Raw genomic sequence first — 17,078 nt, forward strand, 5'->3', positions numbered from 1 at the left:
TGTCACCAGGAAAGCCTGGTGGAGCTGAGGGGATTCGAACCCCTGACCTCCGCAGTGCGATTGCGGCGCTCTCCCATCTGAGCTACAGCCCCGTCGAGGCGCCGGCCTTGTAGGCGCGGGCGGCTCGGCCTGTCAATTCCCTGTTTCAACGTCGCCCGCCGCGCGCCGCTCCGGCGCCCGGGTGCGGGCGCCCCGAAGGACACGCGCGGACCCGCATGAACGCCCTGATCTGGCTCTTCGACACGGTCGTCCAGCTTTTCATCTACGTCCTCATCGCGAGCGCGGTTCTCAGCTGGCTGGTGGCGTTCAACGTGGTGAACGTGCGCAACCCGATCGTCGCGCAGATCGGCGAGGTGCTCTACCGGCTGACCGAGCCGGTGCTGCGGCCGATCCGCAACCTGCTGCCCAATCTCGGCGGCGTCGACATCTCGCCGATCATCCTGATCCTGCTGCTGCTGTTCATCAGCCGCCTGCTGCACGAGTACGCCGTGCCCGCCACCTACGTTTACGCGCAGTAGGACTGCCCGCCCGTGAAGACGAATCCCGGCCGCTTCTTCGAGGATTTCCGCCTCGGCGAGACCATCCGCCACGCCACCCCGCGCACCGTGACGGTGGGCGACGTGGCGCTCTACACCGGCCTCTACGGTCCGCGCTTCGCCGTGCAGTCGTCGGACGCCTTCGCCCGGGCCATCGGCTACCCGAAGAGCCCGCTCGACGACCTGCTCACCTTCCACATGGTGTTCGGCAAGACCGTCCCGGACGTCTCCCTCAACGCGCTGGCCAATCTCGGCTACGCCGAGGGCGGGTTCCGGCGGCCGGTCTATCCGGGCGAGACGCTCTCCACGGTGTCGGAGGTGATCGGCCTCAAGGAGAGCTCGAACCGGCAGACCGGCGTGGTCTATGTCCGCTCGGTGGGGTCCGACGAGCGCGGCGAGACCGTGCTGAGCTATTGCCGCTGGGTGCTCGTGCGCAAGCGCGACCCCGAGGCGGCGATCGCCGAGGAGCACGTGCCGAGCCTCGCCAAGGTGGTCGACCCGCAGGACCTCGCGGGCGCCCTGCCGAAGCTCTCGGCCGCCGCCTACGACACCGACCTCGCCGGCAGCCCGCACCGCTTCGCGGATTACGCGGTGGGTGAGAAGATCGACCACGTCGACGGCATGACCGTCGAGGAGGCCGAGCACCAGATCGCCACGCGCCTGTTCCAGAACACCGCCAAGGTGCATTTCGACGGGCTGGCCGCCAAGGACACCCGCTTCGGCCGGCGCCTGATCTACGGCGGCCACGTGATCTCGCTGGCGCGGGCGCTGAGCTTCAACGGGCTCGGCAACGCCTTCGCCCTCGCGGGCATCAACGCCGGCCGCCACGTGGCGCCGCTGTTTTCCGGCGACACGGTCTATGCCTGGAGCGAGGTGCTGGCGACCGCCGATGTCGGCCGCGACGATGTCGGGCTCCTGCGCCTGCGCACGGTCGCCACCAAGAACCAACCCTGCGGTGCCTTCCCGGACCGCGCCGGCGACGGCTACGACCCGGCGGTGATCCTCGACCTCGACTACTGGGCGTTCGTGCCGAAGTAGGCGGCCGCGGCGCCTCGGTCGCCGCGCCGCAAGGCGGGACCGGCGGGGGCGCCTCAGCGGATCCCGCCGCCGACCACGCCCGCCTCGACCGCCAGCGAGAGGCGGTCCGTGACCGCCCACTCGACGCCCACGCCGGCGACCGGCCGCACCGCGATGTCCTGGCGCGTGAACGGCAGCGACCCCGGGGTCGGCCCGACGCGCAGCGTCTGGTGCAGGGCCAGGGCGCCGGTCTTGGCGTAGACCAGGACGTCCGGCGCGACGAGGGTGCCGACCTTCACCTCCAGCGACCCGGCGAAGTCGTTGGAATAGGCGAGCCGCCCGTAGCCCGGCGTGAGGTTGCCGCCGAGGCCGGCCAAGTAATCGAACCCGCCGCTGATGCCGTAGAGGATCGGGCCCTCCTGCCACATCCGGCCGCCCTCGAACCCGACGGTCGGTCCCGAATAGCTGCCGAAATGCCGGGACGTGCTGACCGCGTAGCCGGTCGAGAGGCGGGCGTAGGAGCCGGTCCAGCGGCCGTACGCGTCCTCGGGCATCTGCGGCCACGCGAAGGAGGGCAGCGGCGCGAAGCCGATGGACGGCCAGAACAGCGCCTGGGCGGCGGCGGGGCCTGCCGGGAGCCAGCAGGCCCCGAGCACGAGGCCGGCCGCGAGGCGGCGGAACGGACGGGAATCGGCGCGTCTGCTCATGCCGCCATCCTACCCGAAGGCGTCGGGTCGCGACAGGCTTGGCCGTGCCCTCCCGCGGAATCGTGCGCGTCCCGCCCGCCCGTCGCCGGCCGGGGCCGCGGCGGCGGGCGGGCGATCGCCGCGGGGCCGGGCGCTCAGATTTTTCCGTCGAGGCCCATCTGGTAGTACTTGTGGGTGATCTTGTCCTGGTTCTCGAGGAGCCAGTCGATCGAGGGCTCGTTGGTCATGGCCTTGCGGATGGCCTCGGTCATGCCCCTGCGCTGGATGTCGAACAGGGCCTTGTGGTCGACGTGCTGGGCCTCGATGACGCCGGGGCTGAGCCAGACCGAGCAGATGATGCCGAGGTCGTTGGCCTTGTGCTTGGGGATGTAGCCGGCGCGCACGGCATCCAGGACGCCGTTGGCGATGGCGAACTGGACGGTGCCCATCAGGATCGAGGTGTACTTGCTCTCGGTGACGCTGACCTTGGACACGCACAGGGTGACCGGGCGGACCATGATGTCGGTGTTGAGCAGGGCGAAGACGCGGCTGTGCCCGACGACCTGATCGCCGGTGAGCGTGGCCAGGGCGGTGCCGACCGGCCCGTCGAGCTCGCCGATGATGACCTCGGGCTCGGAGGCGGTGTTGGGCGGTCCGCCCGCCACCAGGGCCTCCCCGGCCCGCAGGATGATGCGCTCGTTCATGCTGTCCCTCGTCAAGGTCGGGCGATCCCGCTCTGCCCGACGGCGCGGCACCTAACACCGGCCCGCCGGGCCTGTCGACGCGGGCGCGGCTCCCGCCCGACGCCTCACGCGCCGTCGCGCGCCTCGCGGCGGAGCTGCGCCGCGTCGATGTGGTCGGGGTGCCGGAAGGCCCGGGTGCCCAGCACCCGAACCGGCCCCGCCAGCGCGTGGCCGAGTTCCGTCAGCGCGTCGTCGACCCGCGGCGGGATCGCGGGCGTCACGGTCCGGGTCACCAGCCCGTCGCGCTCCCGGTTCCGCAAGGTCAGTGTCGATCTCCGCTGGGAGATGGTGCCGATGCCCCGCCTCAGTTCGTCGAAGCGCTGCGCGCGCAGGAGCATGATGACGGGCAGGCTCCACGTGGCGCCGATACGCGACTGGACGCGCGAGACCTTCTCGCATTCGGGCCCGTGCCCGGCACCCGGCTCAGTCACATCCATGTAACCTCGGTATCAACCCTGTGCGTTCTTGCGCGGTCGACGCGCGGCCGTATCCTGATCCGGTCACAAAGAGGAACCGGGTTACGCTATGAAACTCCTCCATCTCGACGCCAGCATCCTGGGCACCGGCTCGGTCTCGCGGGAGCTGTCCGCGCTGATCGTCCGGCGCCTCGCCGGGGATGCGCCGGACGCCGTGACCTACCGGGATCTCGTCGCCGAGAATCCGCCGCACCTGACGGTCGCGACCCTGCCGGGTGCCCACCCGGTCTCGGCCATGGCCGGCCCCCTCGACGCGGCCGGACAGGCCGTCCGGGACGCCAGCGACCGGATGCTGTCGGAGTTCGTCGCCGCCGACACGGTCGTCATCGGCGTGCCGATGTACAATTTCACGATCCCGTCGCAGCTCAAGGCCTGGATCGACCGCCTGCTCGTGCCGGGCACGACCTTCCGCTACGGCGCCGCCGGGCCGGAGGGGCTGATGGGCGGCAAGCGCGTGATCCTGGCCCTCGCCCGCGGCGGCTTCTACGGGCCGGGCACGGCCTCCGTCCCGGCGGAGCACGCCGAGCACTACCTGCGCACGGTGTTCGGCTTCATGGGCATCGTGCCCGAGCTGGTGCTGGCCGAGGGGCTGGCGGCCGGCGAGCACAACAAGGCGCAGGCCCTGGCCTCGGCGCGCGACGCGGTCGGGCAGCTCGCCGCCTGAGGCCGAGCGACCGGCCGCGGGGCGGCCGGCGGAGCGGCGGCCGACGCCGCCGCCCGCCCGATCAGTCGCGCACGACGACCTTGGTACCGACGCGAACCCGGTCGTAGAGGTCGACCACGTCCTTGTTGGTCATGCGGATGCAGCCGGAGGAGACCGCCGCGCCCATCGTCTCGGGCTCGTTCGACCCGTGGATGCGGTAGAGCGAGGAGCCGAGATAGAGGGCGCGGGCGCCCAGCGGGTTGTCCTGGCCGCCGGCCATGTAGCGCGGCAGGTCGGGGCGGCGGGCCAGCATCTGCTGCGGCGGGCGCCAGTCCGGCCATTCCTTCTTCATGGTGACGGTCTTGGTGCCGGACCACGAGAAGCCCTGCCGCCCGACGCCCACGCCGTAGCGGACCGCCGCGCCGCCGCCGAGCACGTAGTAGAGCCGGCGCTGGCGGGTCGAGACCACGATGGTGCCGGGCTTCTCCTTGCCGGTCCACGCCACCGTCTCGCGCGGGATCGCCTGGCTGCGGAAGATGTTGAGGAAGTCCGCGATCGGACCCCTGTCCAGCGGGTTGGCGGCCGCCGCCGGGGCGCTCCCGAGCAGCAGGCCCGCGAGCCCGAGTAGCGCGATCCGTCTCGACATCGTCTTCCGTCCTCCGTTCGTGGCGGCGCGGGTTCTCGCGGACCTTTGCGGACCTTGGCAGACCTTGGCAGACATGGCCCGGGCCCGCGCGAGAACCCTGCGCGCATCGGGCGAGCCGGCCCGGACTTCACGGCAAGGTTGAGGCCGGGTCGCCGGCATGGACACTTCCGGGCGTAGATGTGTGCTGCGCGCAACACTGGGCGGGTGGCGCGACGCCGTGGGTGATTGCGCGCGGCGACAGCCATGCTTATCTCAGATCCGTGATCCGATCCGCCGCCCTTCTGGCCCGCCGCGTCGCGGACCTGCCGGACCGCCTCGCCAGGGGCCTCGCCGCGCTGGCGCTGCTCGTCCTCGCGACGGCCGCGCTGGCGGCTGTGCCCGCGCGGGCCGAGACCGCACGGGCGGAGGGCCCGGCCTGCGCCGTCGCGAGCCCGCGCCTGACGGTCCTGTCCGGCGCGCCGGACGCGCAGCCCGAGGCCAAGCGGTCGGTCTTCGGCCGCACCGATCTCTGCGCCGCCGACAGCGAGATCCCTACCGAACTGGGGCTGCCGCGCCCGCCGGTCGACGCGCCGCGCCCGCGTCACACTGTCTCCGCATCGTTCGATTACAGGTCCGACAGCGTGCCGGCCTCCGCGCCGGACGGTTCGCCGCACCGGCCTCCACGCCGGGCCTGACGCGCGCCCCGGTCTCGCGGCCGGCATGAAGGCGCGCCCGTCCTGATCTTCGTCTGACCGGCCCCGTGACCGGTCCCGGGATCTGACTCGACGATGCGCGGGCCCATGCTCCGCGCCAGCCTCAGCAGACGCATGCTTTCAGGAGCGTCGGTAATCGTGACCCGCACTTTGTCCGCCAGAATCCCGTCGTCGTTCCGCGCCTCGGCCCGCGCGACCGCCCTCCTGCCCGCGGCCCTGCTCCTGCTGGGCGTCGCCGCCTGCAACCCGAAGCAGGTCGCCGCGCCGACCCCGCCGGTGCCGGAGGTCGGGTTCGTCAAGGTGGAGCCCCAGGCGATCCCCTACCTGCGCGATCTGCCGGGCCGCGTCGCGCCGATGCGCATCGCCGAGGTCCGCTCCCGGGTCTCCGGGCTCGTGGTCAAGCGGCTCTTCGAGCAGGGCAGCCAGGTCAAGGAGGGCGACATCCTCTACAAGATCGACCCGGCGCCCTACGAGGTCGAGCTCGCCAGCGCCGAGGCGGCCCTCGCCCGCCAGGAGGCCGCCCTGGTGCTCGCCCGCCAGCAGGCGGACCGGCTCGAGCAGCTGCTCTCCCGCGCCACCGCGAGCCAGGCGCAGTACGACGCCGCCTTCGCGGCCAAGAAGCAGGCGGAGGCCGAGGTGGCCGGCGCCAAGGCGACCCGCGACCGGGCGCAGCTCAACCTCGGCTGGACCGACGTGCGCGCGCCGATCACCGGCCGCATCGGCCGGGCGCTGCTCACCGAGGGTACCCTGATCGAGCCGGGCTCCACCGGCGCGCTCGCCACGATCCAGCAGCTCGACCCGATCTACGTCGACATCACCCAGTCGGTGGGCGAACTGAACCGCCTGCGCCGGGACCTCGCCAGCGGCGAGCTGGCGCGGCTCGAGGACAACACCGCCAACGTCCACCTGATCATGGACGACGGCTCGCTCTACCCGCTGGCCGGTCGGCTGCTGTTCTCGGACGTCACCGCCGATCCGAGCACCGGCCAGGTGACCCTGCGGGTCCAGTTCCCGAACCCGCACGACGAGCTGTTCCCCGGCATGTACGTGCGGGCGCGGATCAAGCAGGGCATCGATTCCGACGCGATCGCGGTGCCGCAGCAGGCGATCCAGCGCACCGACGACGGCCGCGCCGAGGTCTGGATCGTGCGCGCCGACGAGACCGTGATGCGCCAGCCCGTCGAGGTCGGGCCCGTGGTCGGGCAGAACTGGCTGATCCGGTCCGGGCTGAAGGCCGGCGAGCGCGTCATCATCGACGGCTTCCAGAAGATCACCGTCGGCGCCAAGGTGAAGCCCCTCGACCAGACCCCGGTCCACGGCGAGACCGGACCGAAGCACGACACCGACGAGGCCCCCGACGTGCCGGGCGACAAGGCGGAGGTCGCCCCGCGGGCCGCCGCCGTCCAGCAGCGCCGCTGAGTCCGGGAGAGCCCGATCATGGCACGCTTCTTCATCGACCGCCCGGTCTTCGCCTGGGTGGTGGCGCTGTTCATCTGCCTGGGCGGCGCCCTCGCGATCCCGAACCTGCCGGTGGCGCAGTATCCGGTGATCGCGCCCCCCTCCATCGCCCTGTCCACGGCCTATCCGGGGGCCTCGGTGGAGAGCCTCTACATCGGCACGACCCGGCTCATCGAGGATGAGCTCAACGGCGCCGCCAACATCATGAGCTTCGAGTCGACCACCGACTCGTTCGGCTCGGTCAACATCACCGCCACCTTCCAGCCGGGCACCGACCCGTCGCTCGCCTCGGTCGAGGTGCAGAACCGGCTGAAGCGCGTCGAGGCGCGCCTGCCCGCGGAAGTGCGCCAGCAGGGCATCCTGGTGGAGGAGGCCTCGGCCGCGACCCTCAACATCATCACCCTCGTCTCCACCGACGGGTCGATGGACGAGGTCGGCCTCGGCGACTTCCTGATCCGCAACGTCATCAACGAGATCCGGCGCATCCCCGGGGTCGGGCGCGCGACGCTCTACTCCACCGAGCGGTCGCTGCGCGTCTGGGTCGATCCCGACAAGCTGCGCGGCCTCTCGCTCAGCGCCTCGGACGTCACCGACGCGATCCGCAACCAGAACGTCCAGGTCGCCTCCGGGTCGGTCGGCGCGCAGCCGAGCCCGACCCGGCAGGCGCTCACCGTGCCGATCATCGTGAAGGGCCAGCTCGGCACGATCGAGGAGTTCGGCGCCATCGTGCTGCGGGCCAATCCCGACGGCTCGAACGTGCGCCTGCGCGACGTCGCCCGGATCGAGCTCGGCGGTGACGCCTACCAGTTCTCGACCCGCCTCAACGGCGGCCCCGCCGCCGGCATCTCGGTGACGCTCGCCCCCGACGGCAACGCGCTCGAGACCGCCAAGGCGATCCGCGCCAAGATGGTGGAGCTGTCCCAGTTCTTCCCGCCGGACCTGAAGTGGGACATCCCCTACGACATCACCCCGGCGGTGGAGGCCTCCATCGAGAAGGTGCTGCACACGCTCGTCGAGGCGGTGGTGCTGGTCTTCCTCGTGATGTTCCTGTTCCTGCAGAACATCCGCTACACCCTGATCCCCACCATCGTGGTGCCGATCGCCCTCATGGGCACCGTCACGGTGATGTGGATCTCGGGCTTCTCGGTGAACGTGCTCACCATGTTCGGCATGGTGCTGGCCATCGGCATCCTGGTCGACGACGCCATCGTGGTGGTCGAGAACGTCGAGCGGATCATGAACGAGGAGGGGCTGCCCCCCAAGGAGGCCACCAAGAAGGCCATGGGGCAGATCACCGGCGCGATCATCGGCATCACCCTGGTGCTGGTGGCGGTGTTCATCCCGATGGCGTTCTTCCCCGGCTCGGTGGGCATCATCTACCGGCAGTTCTCGATCGCGATGGTGACCTCCATCGCCTTCTCGGCGCTGCTCGCCCTGTCGCTGACGCCGGCGCTCTGCGCGACCTTCCTGAAGCCGATCGAGAAAGGCCACGGCCACGCCAAGGGCGGCGTGTTCGGGATGTTCAACCGGTTCGTCGACCGGGAGACCGCCCGCTACGGCCGCGGCACCGCGGCGTTCATCCGGAAGTCCGGTCGGGTGATGCTGGTCTACGTCGCGCTCGTGGCGGGGACCGCTTACGCCTTCGTCAACCTGCCGGAGGGCTTCCTGCCGGTGGAGGACCAGGGCTTCTTCACGGTCGACGTCCAGACGCCCCCGGGCGCCTCCTACAACCGCACCCAGGAGGCGGTGCGCAAGGTCGAGGAGCACCTGCTGGCGCAGCCCGGCGTCGCCACCGTGACGATGCTGAACGGCTTCTCGTTCTCCGGCCAGGCCCCGAGCACCAGCCAGGCCTTCGTGACCCTGAAGCCCTGGTCCGAGCGCGACGCCAAGAACTCGGCCGCCGCCCTCGTGGCCGGCACCAACGCGGCGCTCGCCAGCTACCGCGACGCCACGGTGGACGCCCAGGAGCCGCCGCCGGTCGACAACCTCGGCAACGCGGCGGGCTTCTCGTTCCGCCTGCAGGACCGGGCGAACCGCGGCTACGCGGCCCTGCTCTCGGCCCAGGAGCAGCTCCTGAAGCTCGCGCAGCAGAGCCCGATCCTCCAGAAGGTGAAGATCGAGGGCCTGCCGCCGACCCCGCAGGCGGAGCTGGTCATCGACCGCGAGAAGGCGGCGGCGCTCGGCGTGAAGTTCGAGGACATCAACAACACGATCCAGCTCAACCTCGGCTCGGTCTACCCGAACGACTTCCCCAACCGCGGCAAGATGCAGCGCGTCTACGTCCAGGCCGAGCAGCTCCAGCGCATGAACGCGGCGGACATCCTCAACTACGCGGTGAAGAACGCCACCAACACGATGGTGCCGATGTCGTCCTTCGCGGAGCTGAAATGGAGCATGGGGCCGAGCCAGATCGTCGGCTTCAACGGCTACCAGTCGGTGCGCTTCACCGGCGAGCCGAACCCCGGCTACACGTCGGGCGACGCGATCGCCGAGATGGAGCGGCTGATGCTGCAGCTGCCCAAGGGCTTCGGCTACGCCTGGACGGGCCAGTCCTACCAGGAGAAGCAGGCGGGCAGCCAGGCGAGCCTGCTGCTCGCCCTGTCGGTGCTGATCGTGTTCCTGTGCCTCGCCGCGCTCTACGAGAGCTGGGCGATCCCGGTCTCGGTGATGCTGGTGATCCCGCTCGGCGTCATCGGCGCGGTGGCGGCCGTGTACCTGCGCGGCATGCCCAACGACGTGTACTTCAAGATCGGGCTGATCACGATCATCGGCCTCTCGGCCAAGAACGCGATCCTGATCGTGGAGTTCGCCCGCGACCTCTGGAAGCCCGGCACCTCCGTGGTGCGGGCGGCGATCGAGGCCGCGACGCTCCGGTTCCGGCCGATCGTGATGACCTCGCTCGCCTTCATCTTCGGCGTGGTGCCGCTGGCCATCGCCACCGGCGCCGCCTCGAAGAGCCAGCAGGCGATCGGCACCGGCGTGATGGGCGGCATGATCACCGCGACCGTGCTGGCGGTGTTCTTCGTGCCGGTGTTCTTCGTCGTCGTCATGCGCCTGTTCCGGCGCAAGGCGGTGGCGGAGGGCGAGCGGGCCGAGGCGGAGACGCGGCACGAGCCGGCGCGCGTGGCGGCCGAGTAGGCCGGCCTCGGCCGCGCGCTCTGGCGTCCGGTCGACGTCTTCGTTGGGTGCCGGCCGCTCCGTCATCACGGGCGGAGCGAAGTGACCCAGGGTCGCACGACGCCGCGAGGCGTGGCGCCGCCCTGGCTCGCCTCGCTGCGCTCGCAAAGACGGGGCGCGTCACAGCCATCGATCGGACATGGCGATGAAGCGGGGAAAACGCGCTTTGCAAGGCGACTCATGTCGCGCAGCCGCGACAGGCTCGGCCTTCGTCTTGTATACAGCTGGTCCGAAGCTTGCTGTCGCCGCGGTGGACACCGCCGGGGCTGCCGGCCGGTGGCGCATTCACGGTCTCGGAGATCCGCTTGTCCCGTTCAGCCCTGAAGATTCTCGCCCGCGGCGTGTCCGCGGTCGCGGTCGCGACGTTCGCGTTCGCCGCGCTGCCCGCGCAGGCCGCCAACGTCTTCCGCTTCGCCTTCCAGGGTGACCTGAAATCCCTCGATCCCTACTCCCTCAAGGAGAGCTTCACGGAAGGGATGCAGGAGGCGGCCTACGAGCCCCTCGTCACCCTCGACAAGAACCTGAAATTCGCGCCCGCCCTCGCGGAATCCTGGGAGACGCCCGAGCCGACCCGCTGGCGCTTCCACCTGCGCAAGAACGTCAAGTTCCACGACGGCTCGCCGTTCACCGCCGACGACGTGATCTTCTCCGCCCAGCGCGTCCGCGCGCCGGGCTCGAACTTCACGACCAACGTGCCCGCCGACGCCGAGTTCGTGAAGGTCGACGACTACACCGTCGACATGGTGCTGAAGAAGCCGAACCCCATCGCCATCGCCCAGTTCCCGACCTGGGTGATCATGTCGAAGGCGTGGTCCGAGAAGAACGGCGTCGTCCAGCCGACGCCGCCCAGCGCCACCAGCCCGAGCTACGCGACGCTCCACGAGAACGGCACCGGCCCGTTCGTGATCGCCGAGCACCAGCCCGGCGTGAAGACCGTCTTCAAGAAGTTCGACGGCTACTGGGGCAAGGTCGAGTCGAACCTCGACGAGGCGGTGCTGACCACCATCGCCAACCCGGCGACCCGCGTCGCGGCGCTGCTCTCCGGCGAGGTCGACTGGATCGACCCCGTGCCGCTGCAGGACCAGCAGCGGGTCAATGCCAGCGGCACCGCCACCGTGATGGCCGGGCCTGAGTTGCGCACGATCTTCCTCGGCATGGATCAGGACCGGGACGAGCTGAAGGACTCGAGCGTCAAGGGCAAGAACCCGTTCAAGGACATCAAGGTCCGCGAGGCCTTCTACCTCGCCATCGACGAGGACACGATCGCCAAGCGCGTGATGCGCGGGCAGGCGGTGCCCTCCGCGCTGATGATCGCCCCGGCCCTCTACGACCGCGGCGCCGAGTTCAAGCGCCCGGCCACCGACCTGAAGAAGGCCAAGGAGCTGATGGCCCAAGCGGGCTACCCGGACGGGTTCTCGCTCACCATGGACTGCCCGAACGACCGCTACGTCAACGACGAGGCGATCTGCCAGGCGGTGGTCTCGATGCTGGCCCGCATCAACGTCAAGGTGAACCTCAACGCCCAGCCGAAGGCCAAGTACTTCGCCAAGGTTCTGGCGCCGAACTACGACACCTCGTTCTACCTGCTCGGCTGGACCCCGTCCTCGCTCGACAGCCACAACATCCTCTACGAGATCGTCGGCTGCCGGAAGCCCGGCGACAAGTCGGGCCGCGGCGGCTGGAACCTCGCGGGCTACTGCGATCCGAAGATCGACGAGATCGCCGACAAGGTCGAGGGCGAGACCGACAAGACCAAGCGCGACGCCCTGATCAAGGAGGGCTTCGACGTCCTCAACGCCGATTGGGGCTACATCCCGCTGCACCAGCAGGCGCTCGCCTGGGGCGTCTCCAAGAAGGTCCACCTGACCCAGCGCGCCGACAACCTGCTCCTGCTCTACTGGGTGTCGAAGGACCCGCAGTAGGAGCGCGGCGTGCTCGCCTTCCTGCTGCGCCGGGTGATCCAGGCGGCCGCGGTCCTCGCGGTCGTCGGGCTCATCGCCTTCGCGATGTTCCGGTTCGCGGGCGATCCCGTGAACCAGATCGTCGGCCCCGACACCACCGTGGCCGAGCGGGCCCAGATCCGGACGGATCTGGGCCTCGACGACCCGGTCCTGGTCCAGTTCGTCCGCTATGCCGGCAACGTGGTGCGGGGCCAGTTCGGCATCTCGTACCAGTTCCGGCAGCCGGTCTCGCAGCTCTTGGCCGAGCGCATGCCGGCGACGCTGGAGCTCGCCTTCTGCGCCACGGTCTTCGCCCTGGTGGTGGGGATCCTGATGGGCGTGTACTGCGCGCTCTTCCGCGAGTCCTGGCTCGCCGGGCTGTTCCAGGCGGTCTCGCTGATCGGGATCAGCCTGCCGACCTTCCTGATCGGCATCCTCCTGATCTACCTGTTCTCGGTGACGCTCGGCTGGCTGCCCTCCTACGGGCGGGGCGACACGGTCCGGCTCGGCTGGTGGACCACCGGCTTCCTCACCGCCTCCGGGCTCAAGGCGCTGATCCTGCCCTCGGTGACGCTCGGCCTGTTCCAGATGACGCTGATCATGCGGCTCGTGCGCGCCGAGATGCTGGAGGTCCTGCGCACCGACTACATCCGCTTCGCCCGGGCGCGGGGGCTCACCACCCGGGCCGTCCACCTGCGGCACGCCCTGAAGAACACCCTGGTGCCGGTGATCACCATCGCGGGCCTCCAGCTCGGCTCGGTGATCGCCTTCTCGATCATCACCGAGACGGTGTTCCAGTGGCCCGGCATGGGCCTGCTCTTCGTCCAGGCCGTGCAGAACGTCGATATCCCGATCATGTCCGCGTACCTGCTGCTCGTCGCGCTGATCTTCGTGACCATCAATCTCGTGGTCGACATCCTCTACACGGTGGTGGACCCGCGCCTGCGGCTGCCCGCCGGGCGGGCGGCGTGAGGAGCGACCGATGAGCGGACGTGACATCGACGCGGGCGACGCCCCGCCGGTCCCACTGCCGGAGGCGAAGCCCTCCCGCCTCGCGCGCTGGCGCGATTCCGACCTGCTGGCGAACTTTCTGCGCTCGAAAACCGCTGTGGCGGCGCTGGTCGCCACCGTGCTGATGGTCGGGCTCGCCTTCGCGTCGCCGTGGATCGCGCCGCAGAACCCCTACGACCCGGCCCAGCTCGACCTGATCAACTCCAACCTGCCGCCGATCTGGCAGGCGGACGGGCAGGCGCCGTACTATCTCGGCACCGACGACCAGGGCCGGGACGTGCTCTCGGCGGTGCTGTACGGCCTGCGCCTGTCGCTGATCGTCGGCGTGCTCGGGGTGGTGACCTCCGGGATCCTCGGCATCGCGCTCGGCCTGATCGCCGGCTACGCGGGCGGCTTCCTCGACACGCTGATCATGCGGGTTGCCGACGTGCAGCTCACCTTCCCGGCGATCCTGATCGCCCTGGTGGTCGACGGCGTCGCCAAGGCGAGCTTCGGCAGCGCGCTGGATGTCGGGCCCTTGATCGGGCTGATCGTGGTCTCGATCGGCCTGTCCTTCTGGGTGCAATACGCCCGGACTGTGCGCTCCTCCGTGATGGTCGAGAAGGGCAAGGACTACGTCCAGGCGGCCCGGCTGATCGGCCTGTCGCCCCCGGTGATCATGATCCGCCACGTCCTGCCGAACGTCACCGGCCCGGTCTTCGTGATCGCGACGATCAACCTCGCGCTGGCAATCATCACCGAGGCGACCCTGTCGTTCCTCGGCACCGGCCTGCCCGAGACCATGCCGTCGCTCGGCACCCTGATCCGCACCGGCAACCGGTTCCTGTTCTCCGGCGAGTGGTGGATCGTCGCCTTCCCGGGTCTGGCGCTGGCCGGCCTCGTCATCGCCATCAACCTCCTGGGGGATTGGCTGCGCGACGCGCTCAATCCGAAGCTGCAATGAGCGACACCGTCCTCTCCGTGCGCGACCTGACGGTCGCCTTCGACACCCGCCGCGGGCCGCTCACCGCCATCGACCGGGTCTCGTTCGACATCGGCCGCGGCGAGATTCTGGGCGTCGTCGGCGAGTCCGGGGCCGGCAAGTCGGTGACCGGCTCGGCGGTGATCGGGCTGATCGACCGCCCCGGCCGGATCGCCGGCGGCGAGGTCCGCCTGCGCGGCGAGCGCATCGACAACCTCTCCCCGGAGGCGATGCGGCGCGTGCGGGGCCGGCGCATCGGCATGATCTTCCAGGATCCGCTGACCTCGCTCGACCCGCTGTTCCGGGTGGGCGACCAGATCGTCGAGACCCTGCGCACCCACACCGACCTGTCGGCCAAGGCCGCCCGCACCCGCGCCATCGACCTGCTGGCCGAGGTCGGCATCCCGGCGCCGGAGCGGCGGATCGACGGCTACCCGCACGAATTCTCCGGCGGCATGCGCCAGCGGGTGGTGATCGCGCTCGCCCTCGCCGCCGAGCCGGAGCTGATCATCGCCGACGAGCCGACCACGGCTCTGGACGTCTCGGTCCAGGCCCAGATCATCACCCTGCTCAAGCGCCTCTGCCGCGAGCACGGCACCGCGGTGATGCTGGTGACCCACGACATGGGCGTGATCGCCGAGGCCGCCGACCGGGTGGCGGTGATGTATGCCGGGCGGGTGGCCGAGATCGGCCCGGTCGCCTCGGTGATCGCCAGGCCGCACCACCCCTACGCGGTCGGCCTGATGGGAGCGATCCCGACCCTGTCGCAGGAGGCCGACCGGCTGAGCCAGATCCCCGGCTCGATGCCGCGGCTCACCGCCATCCCGAAGGGCTGCGCCTTCAACCCGCGCTGCCCGAAGGTCTTTGCCCGCTGCCGCGTCGAGCGGCCGGAGCCGATCCCGGTCGACGCGAGCCGGGTCGCCTGTCACCTGTACGATGCAGCGGAGCGTGCGGCGTGAGCGCCTACGTCGAAGTCACCGACCTGCGCCGCCGGTTCGACGTCTCGAAGCCCTGGCTCAACCGGGTGATCGAGCGCGAGCCCCGGAAGTTCCTCACGGCGGTCGACCGGGTCGGCTTCGCCATCGAGAAGGGCGAGACCTTCGCGATCGTCGGCGAATCCGGCTCCGGCAAGTCCACGGTGGCCCGCATGGTGGTCGGCCTGCTGCCGCCCTCCGCCGGCGAGGTGACGATCACCGGCGTCTCGATGACCGACCCGCGCCAGGCCGCCGCCCGCAGGCGCCTGCGGGCGCGCATCCAGATGATCTTCCAGGACCCCTACGCGTCCATGAACCCGCGCTGGCGGGTGGGGAAGATCATCGCCGAGCCGATCCGGGCCTTCAACCTGATCCACGGCGAGGGGGCGATCCGCGCCCGGGTCAGCGAGCTGCTCGGGCTGGTCGGGCTCCACCCGGACGACGCGCGAAAATACCCGCACGAATTCTCCGGCGGCCAGCGCCAGCGGGTGGCGATCGCCCGGGCGCTCGCGAGCCAGGCGGAGTTCCTGGTGGGCGACGAGCCGACCTCCGCGCTCGACGTCTCGGTGCAGGCGCAGATCCTCAACCTGATGCGCGACCTGCAGGACCGGCTGGGGCTGACCTACCTGTTCATCTCCCACAACCTCGCCGTGGTCCGCCACATGGCGACCCGGGTGGGGGTGATGTATCTCGGCCGCCTCGTGGAGGTCGCCTCCGCCAAGGACCTGTTCGCGACGCCGCGCCATCCCTACACGCGGATGCTCCTCGACGCGGTGCCCGACCTCGCCCATGTCGGCCGCGCCCGGGTGCCGGTCTCGGGCGAGATCCCGAACCCGATCGACCCGCCCTCCGGGTGCACCTTCCACCCGCGCTGCCCGCTGGCCAACGACCGCTGCCGGACCGAGGTGCCGGCGCTCCTCGACGGCGTCGCCTGCCACGCCGTGCAGGAGGGGCGCGCCTGAGGGACCGGCACTGAGCGGCCGCCCGCGGCCTGCCGTTGCGCTCGGCCCGGGCAGGCGCTATGGCCCGTCCCGATGGGGATGGAGTTCCCCGAAACCGCCCGTCAGGGCTGATGACTCCTACCGCGAAACCGGCGGTGGGAGTGCGTCTTGCAAGCACCCGCCGCGACGGCGGGTTTCTCATGCCCGCCCGACGAACTGGAGCGCGCATGTCCTTCACCACCTGCATCCTGGTCATGATCGGCGGGGCCCTCGGCACGCTGGCCCGCTACGTCGTCTCGGTGCTGTCGCTGCCCATCAGCCGCGACCTGCCCTGGGGCACGATCCTCATCAACGTGACCGGCTCGTTCATCATCGGCCTGTTCGGCACGCTGACCCTGGCGCAGGGGCGATTCCCGGTCTCCGAGAACGTGCGCCTGTTCGTGATGATCGGGCTCTGCGGCGGCTACACGACCTTCTCGTCGTTCAGCCTCCAGACCCTCGACCTCATGCGGAACGGCGCGGTGGTCCGCGCCATGGTGAACGTATGCGCCTCGGTGGTGCTCTGCGTCCTCGCGGTCGCGCTGGGCCACGTCGTGGCGGCCCACTGGAACGGCGGCGCCGTGCAGATCGCCCAGGTGAGCATCGAGGAGGACGGCTGACCGGACGGCCACCCGCAACGGCGGGCATGGGCCGCCGCGGGGCTCACGGGCCCCGGCGCGGCCCGGCCCTCACGCGTCGCGCCACTGCGCGAAGGTCGCGGCCTGGCCCACCGTCGCGCCGTCGCGGTCGAGCTGCCAGACCACCGCCTGGTCGATCCAGAAGCGCCGTCCGTCCTTGGCGATCCGCAGGCCGCGATAGCCGCGGCTGAAGCCGTCCCGGGTGACCGCGTCGAGGAGCCGCTGCCGCTCGGCCCGCTCGGGAGCCTCGGCCGAGAGCCGCGAGGGCAGGCCGACGAGTTCGTCCCACGCGTAGCCGAAGCAGGCCTGCGCGGTCCGGTTGGCGTAGACGAAGCGCGGATCCGCGCCGCCGTCATGGGCGAGCACCGCGAAGGGGGCCTCCGCGTAGAGCCAGTCCGCGTCGGCTCCCGCCGGCACCAGGGACTCGCCGAGTCGCCGCGCGTAGCTGCCGGTGAGCAGGGCGAAGAAGTCCGGGTCGTGCGAGAGGTCCGTCATGATCC

The 17,078-nt window shown here is 70.6% G+C and carries 17 protein-coding genes, 1 tRNA gene and 1 riboswitch; of the genes, 12 read left to right on the forward strand and 6 right to left on the reverse strand.

Annotated features, from left to right (window positions below; translation table 11 throughout):
* Window positions 1-16: 16 nt before the first annotated feature.
* Window positions 17-92: transfer RNA gene (locus tag BKE41_RS23305), tRNA-Ala, on the reverse strand.
* Between the two features lie 123 nt (window positions 93-215).
* On the opposite strand from BKE41_RS23305, the gene BKE41_RS23310 reads away from it, so the two are divergent.
* Both BKE41_RS23310 and BKE41_RS23315 read left to right on the forward strand, forming a co-directional pair.
* Window positions 216-518, forward strand: coding sequence for a YggT family protein (locus BKE41_RS23310; protein ID WP_010684838.1), 303 nt, complete (start codon window positions 216-218; stop codon window positions 516-518).
* A gap of 12 nt (window positions 519-530) precedes the next feature.
* Window positions 531-1,574 carry a MaoC family dehydratase gene (locus BKE41_RS23315; RefSeq protein WP_012321384.1) on the forward strand — a complete coding sequence of 348 codons (1,044 nt, stop codon included), beginning with the start codon at window positions 531-533 and terminating at the stop codon, window positions 1,572-1,574.
* A 53-nt stretch (window positions 1,575-1,627) separates the two neighbouring features.
* Here BKE41_RS23315 and BKE41_RS23320 read toward each other — a convergent pair whose 3' ends face one another.
* The 3 genes from BKE41_RS23320 to BKE41_RS23330 all read right to left on the reverse strand — a co-directional run bounded on the left by BKE41_RS23320 (window position 1,628) and on the right by BKE41_RS23330 (window position 3,419).
* A complete protein-coding gene (locus BKE41_RS23320) occupies window positions 1,628-2,260 on the reverse strand; it encodes a hypothetical protein (protein ID WP_012321385.1) in 633 nt (210 codons plus the stop codon).
* A 134-nt stretch (window positions 2,261-2,394) separates the two neighbouring features.
* Complete coding sequence (locus BKE41_RS23325) at window positions 2,395-2,943, reverse strand: formaldehyde-activating enzyme (protein ID WP_012321386.1); 549 nt, start codon at window positions 2,941-2,943, stop codon at window positions 2,395-2,397.
* 104 nt (window positions 2,944-3,047) lie between these two features.
* Window positions 3,048-3,419 (reverse strand): helix-turn-helix domain-containing protein, encoded by a 372-nt coding sequence (locus tag BKE41_RS23330; protein WP_043074601.1) that lies wholly within the window; start codon window positions 3,417-3,419, stop codon window positions 3,048-3,050.
* Between the two features lie 88 nt (window positions 3,420-3,507).
* Here BKE41_RS23330 and BKE41_RS23335 point away from each other — a divergent pair, with 88 nt between their 5' ends.
* Window positions 3,508-4,122, forward strand: a complete 615-nt coding sequence (locus BKE41_RS23335; protein ID WP_012321388.1) for an NAD(P)H-dependent oxidoreductase — start codon at window positions 3,508-3,510, stop codon at window positions 4,120-4,122.
* A gap of 61 nt (window positions 4,123-4,183) precedes the next feature.
* On the opposite strand, the gene BKE41_RS23340 is transcribed toward BKE41_RS23335, so the two are convergent.
* Window positions 4,184-4,747, reverse strand: coding sequence for a L,D-transpeptidase (locus BKE41_RS23340; RefSeq protein WP_012321389.1), 564 nt, complete (start codon window positions 4,745-4,747; stop codon window positions 4,184-4,186).
* Between the two features lie 260 nt (window positions 4,748-5,007).
* Between BKE41_RS23340 and BKE41_RS23345 the strand changes: the two genes are divergently transcribed.
* The 9 genes from BKE41_RS23345 (at window position 5,008) to crcB (ending at window position 16,560) form a co-directional block, all read left to right on the forward strand.
* On the forward strand, window positions 5,008-5,421 hold the full coding sequence (locus BKE41_RS23345; RefSeq protein WP_058606272.1) for a hypothetical protein: 414 nt from the start codon (window positions 5,008-5,010) through the stop codon (window positions 5,419-5,421).
* 156 nt (window positions 5,422-5,577) lie between these two features.
* Window positions 5,578-6,858, forward strand: coding sequence for an efflux RND transporter periplasmic adaptor subunit (locus tag BKE41_RS23350; protein WP_024828774.1), 1,281 nt, complete (start codon window positions 5,578-5,580; stop codon window positions 6,856-6,858).
* An 18-nt stretch (window positions 6,859-6,876) separates the two neighbouring features.
* Window positions 6,877-10,035, forward strand: a complete 3,159-nt coding sequence (locus BKE41_RS23355; protein ID WP_012321392.1) for an efflux RND transporter permease subunit — start codon at window positions 6,877-6,879, stop codon at window positions 10,033-10,035.
* Between the two features lie 365 nt (window positions 10,036-10,400).
* The gene (locus BKE41_RS23360; protein WP_348628368.1) at window positions 10,401-11,996 is read left to right on the forward strand and encodes an ABC transporter substrate-binding protein; all 1,596 of its coding nucleotides are present in this window, start codon (window positions 10,401-10,403) and stop codon (window positions 11,994-11,996) included.
* 9 nt (window positions 11,997-12,005) lie between these two features.
* On the forward strand, window positions 12,006-12,986 hold the full coding sequence (locus BKE41_RS23365; RefSeq protein WP_029358725.1) for an ABC transporter permease: 981 nt from the start codon (window positions 12,006-12,008) through the stop codon (window positions 12,984-12,986).
* Window positions 12,987-12,996: 10 nt separating this feature from the next.
* On the forward strand, window positions 12,997-13,968 hold the full coding sequence (locus BKE41_RS23370) for an ABC transporter permease (protein ID WP_071000162.1): 972 nt from the start codon (window positions 12,997-12,999) through the stop codon (window positions 13,966-13,968).
* Window positions 13,965-14,945 (forward strand): ABC transporter ATP-binding protein, encoded by a 981-nt coding sequence (locus BKE41_RS23375; protein ID WP_058606270.1) that lies wholly within the window; start codon window positions 13,965-13,967, stop codon window positions 14,943-14,945. The genes BKE41_RS23370 and BKE41_RS23375 overlap by 4 nt, the downstream gene beginning before the upstream one ends.
* Window positions 14,942-15,922 carry an oligopeptide/dipeptide ABC transporter ATP-binding protein gene (locus BKE41_RS23380; RefSeq protein ID WP_071000163.1) on the forward strand — a complete coding sequence of 327 codons (981 nt, stop codon included), beginning with the start codon at window positions 14,942-14,944 and terminating at the stop codon, window positions 15,920-15,922. Before BKE41_RS23375 ends, BKE41_RS23380 begins: the two co-directional genes overlap by 4 nt.
* Before the next feature lie 65 nt (window positions 15,923-15,987).
* A riboswitch (Fluoride riboswitch) is annotated at window positions 15,988-16,049 on the forward strand.
* A 79-nt stretch (window positions 16,050-16,128) separates the two neighbouring features.
* A complete protein-coding gene (gene crcB, locus BKE41_RS23385) occupies window positions 16,129-16,560 on the forward strand; it encodes a fluoride efflux transporter CrcB (RefSeq protein ID WP_012321398.1) in 432 nt (143 codons plus the stop codon).
* Window positions 16,561-16,629: 69 nt separating this feature from the next.
* Here the strand turns inward: crcB and BKE41_RS23390 are convergent, their stop codons facing one another.
* Window positions 16,630-17,073, reverse strand: coding sequence for an MEKHLA domain-containing protein (locus BKE41_RS23390; protein ID WP_012321399.1), 444 nt, complete (start codon window positions 17,071-17,073; stop codon window positions 16,630-16,632).
* Between the last annotated feature and the right edge of the window lie 5 nt (window positions 17,074-17,078).

Origin of the sequence: Methylobacterium sp. C1 (assembly GCF_001854385.1) — a bacterium.
Lineage (GTDB): Bacteria > Pseudomonadota > Alphaproteobacteria > Rhizobiales > Beijerinckiaceae > Methylobacterium > Methylobacterium radiotolerans.

Bases quoted from the DNA above. Each gene is read 5' to 3' on its own strand.
- BKE41_RS23310 (WP_010684838.1), top strand. From the start codon at position 216: ATGAACGCCCTGATCTGGCTCTTCGACACGGTCGTCCAGCTTTTCATC.
- BKE41_RS23320 (WP_012321385.1), bottom strand. From the start codon at position 2,260: ATGAGCAGACGCGCCGATTCCCGTCCGTTCCGCCGCCTCGCGGCCGGC.
- BKE41_RS23325 (WP_012321386.1), bottom strand. From the start codon at position 2,943: ATGAACGAGCGCATCATCCTGCGGGCCGGGGAGGCCCTGGTGGCGGGC.
- BKE41_RS23330 (WP_043074601.1), bottom strand. From the start codon at position 3,419: ATGGATGTGACTGAGCCGGGTGCCGGGCACGGGCCCGAATGCGAGAAG.
- BKE41_RS23335 (WP_012321388.1), top strand. From the start codon at position 3,508: ATGAAACTCCTCCATCTCGACGCCAGCATCCTGGGCACCGGCTCGGTC.
- BKE41_RS23340 (WP_012321389.1), bottom strand. From the start codon at position 4,747: ATGTCGAGACGGATCGCGCTACTCGGGCTCGCGGGCCTGCTGCTCGGG.
- BKE41_RS23355 (WP_012321392.1), top strand. From the start codon at position 6,877: ATGGCACGCTTCTTCATCGACCGCCCGGTCTTCGCCTGGGTGGTGGCG.
- BKE41_RS23370 (WP_071000162.1), top strand. From the start codon at position 12,997: ATGAGCGGACGTGACATCGACGCGGGCGACGCCCCGCCGGTCCCACTG.
- BKE41_RS23375 (WP_058606270.1), top strand. From the start codon at position 13,965: ATGAGCGACACCGTCCTCTCCGTGCGCGACCTGACGGTCGCCTTCGAC.
- crcB (WP_012321398.1), top strand. From the start codon at position 16,129: ATGTCCTTCACCACCTGCATCCTGGTCATGATCGGCGGGGCCCTCGGC.
- BKE41_RS23390 (WP_012321399.1), bottom strand. From the start codon at position 17,073: ATGACGGACCTCTCGCACGACCCGGACTTCTTCGCCCTGCTCACCGGC.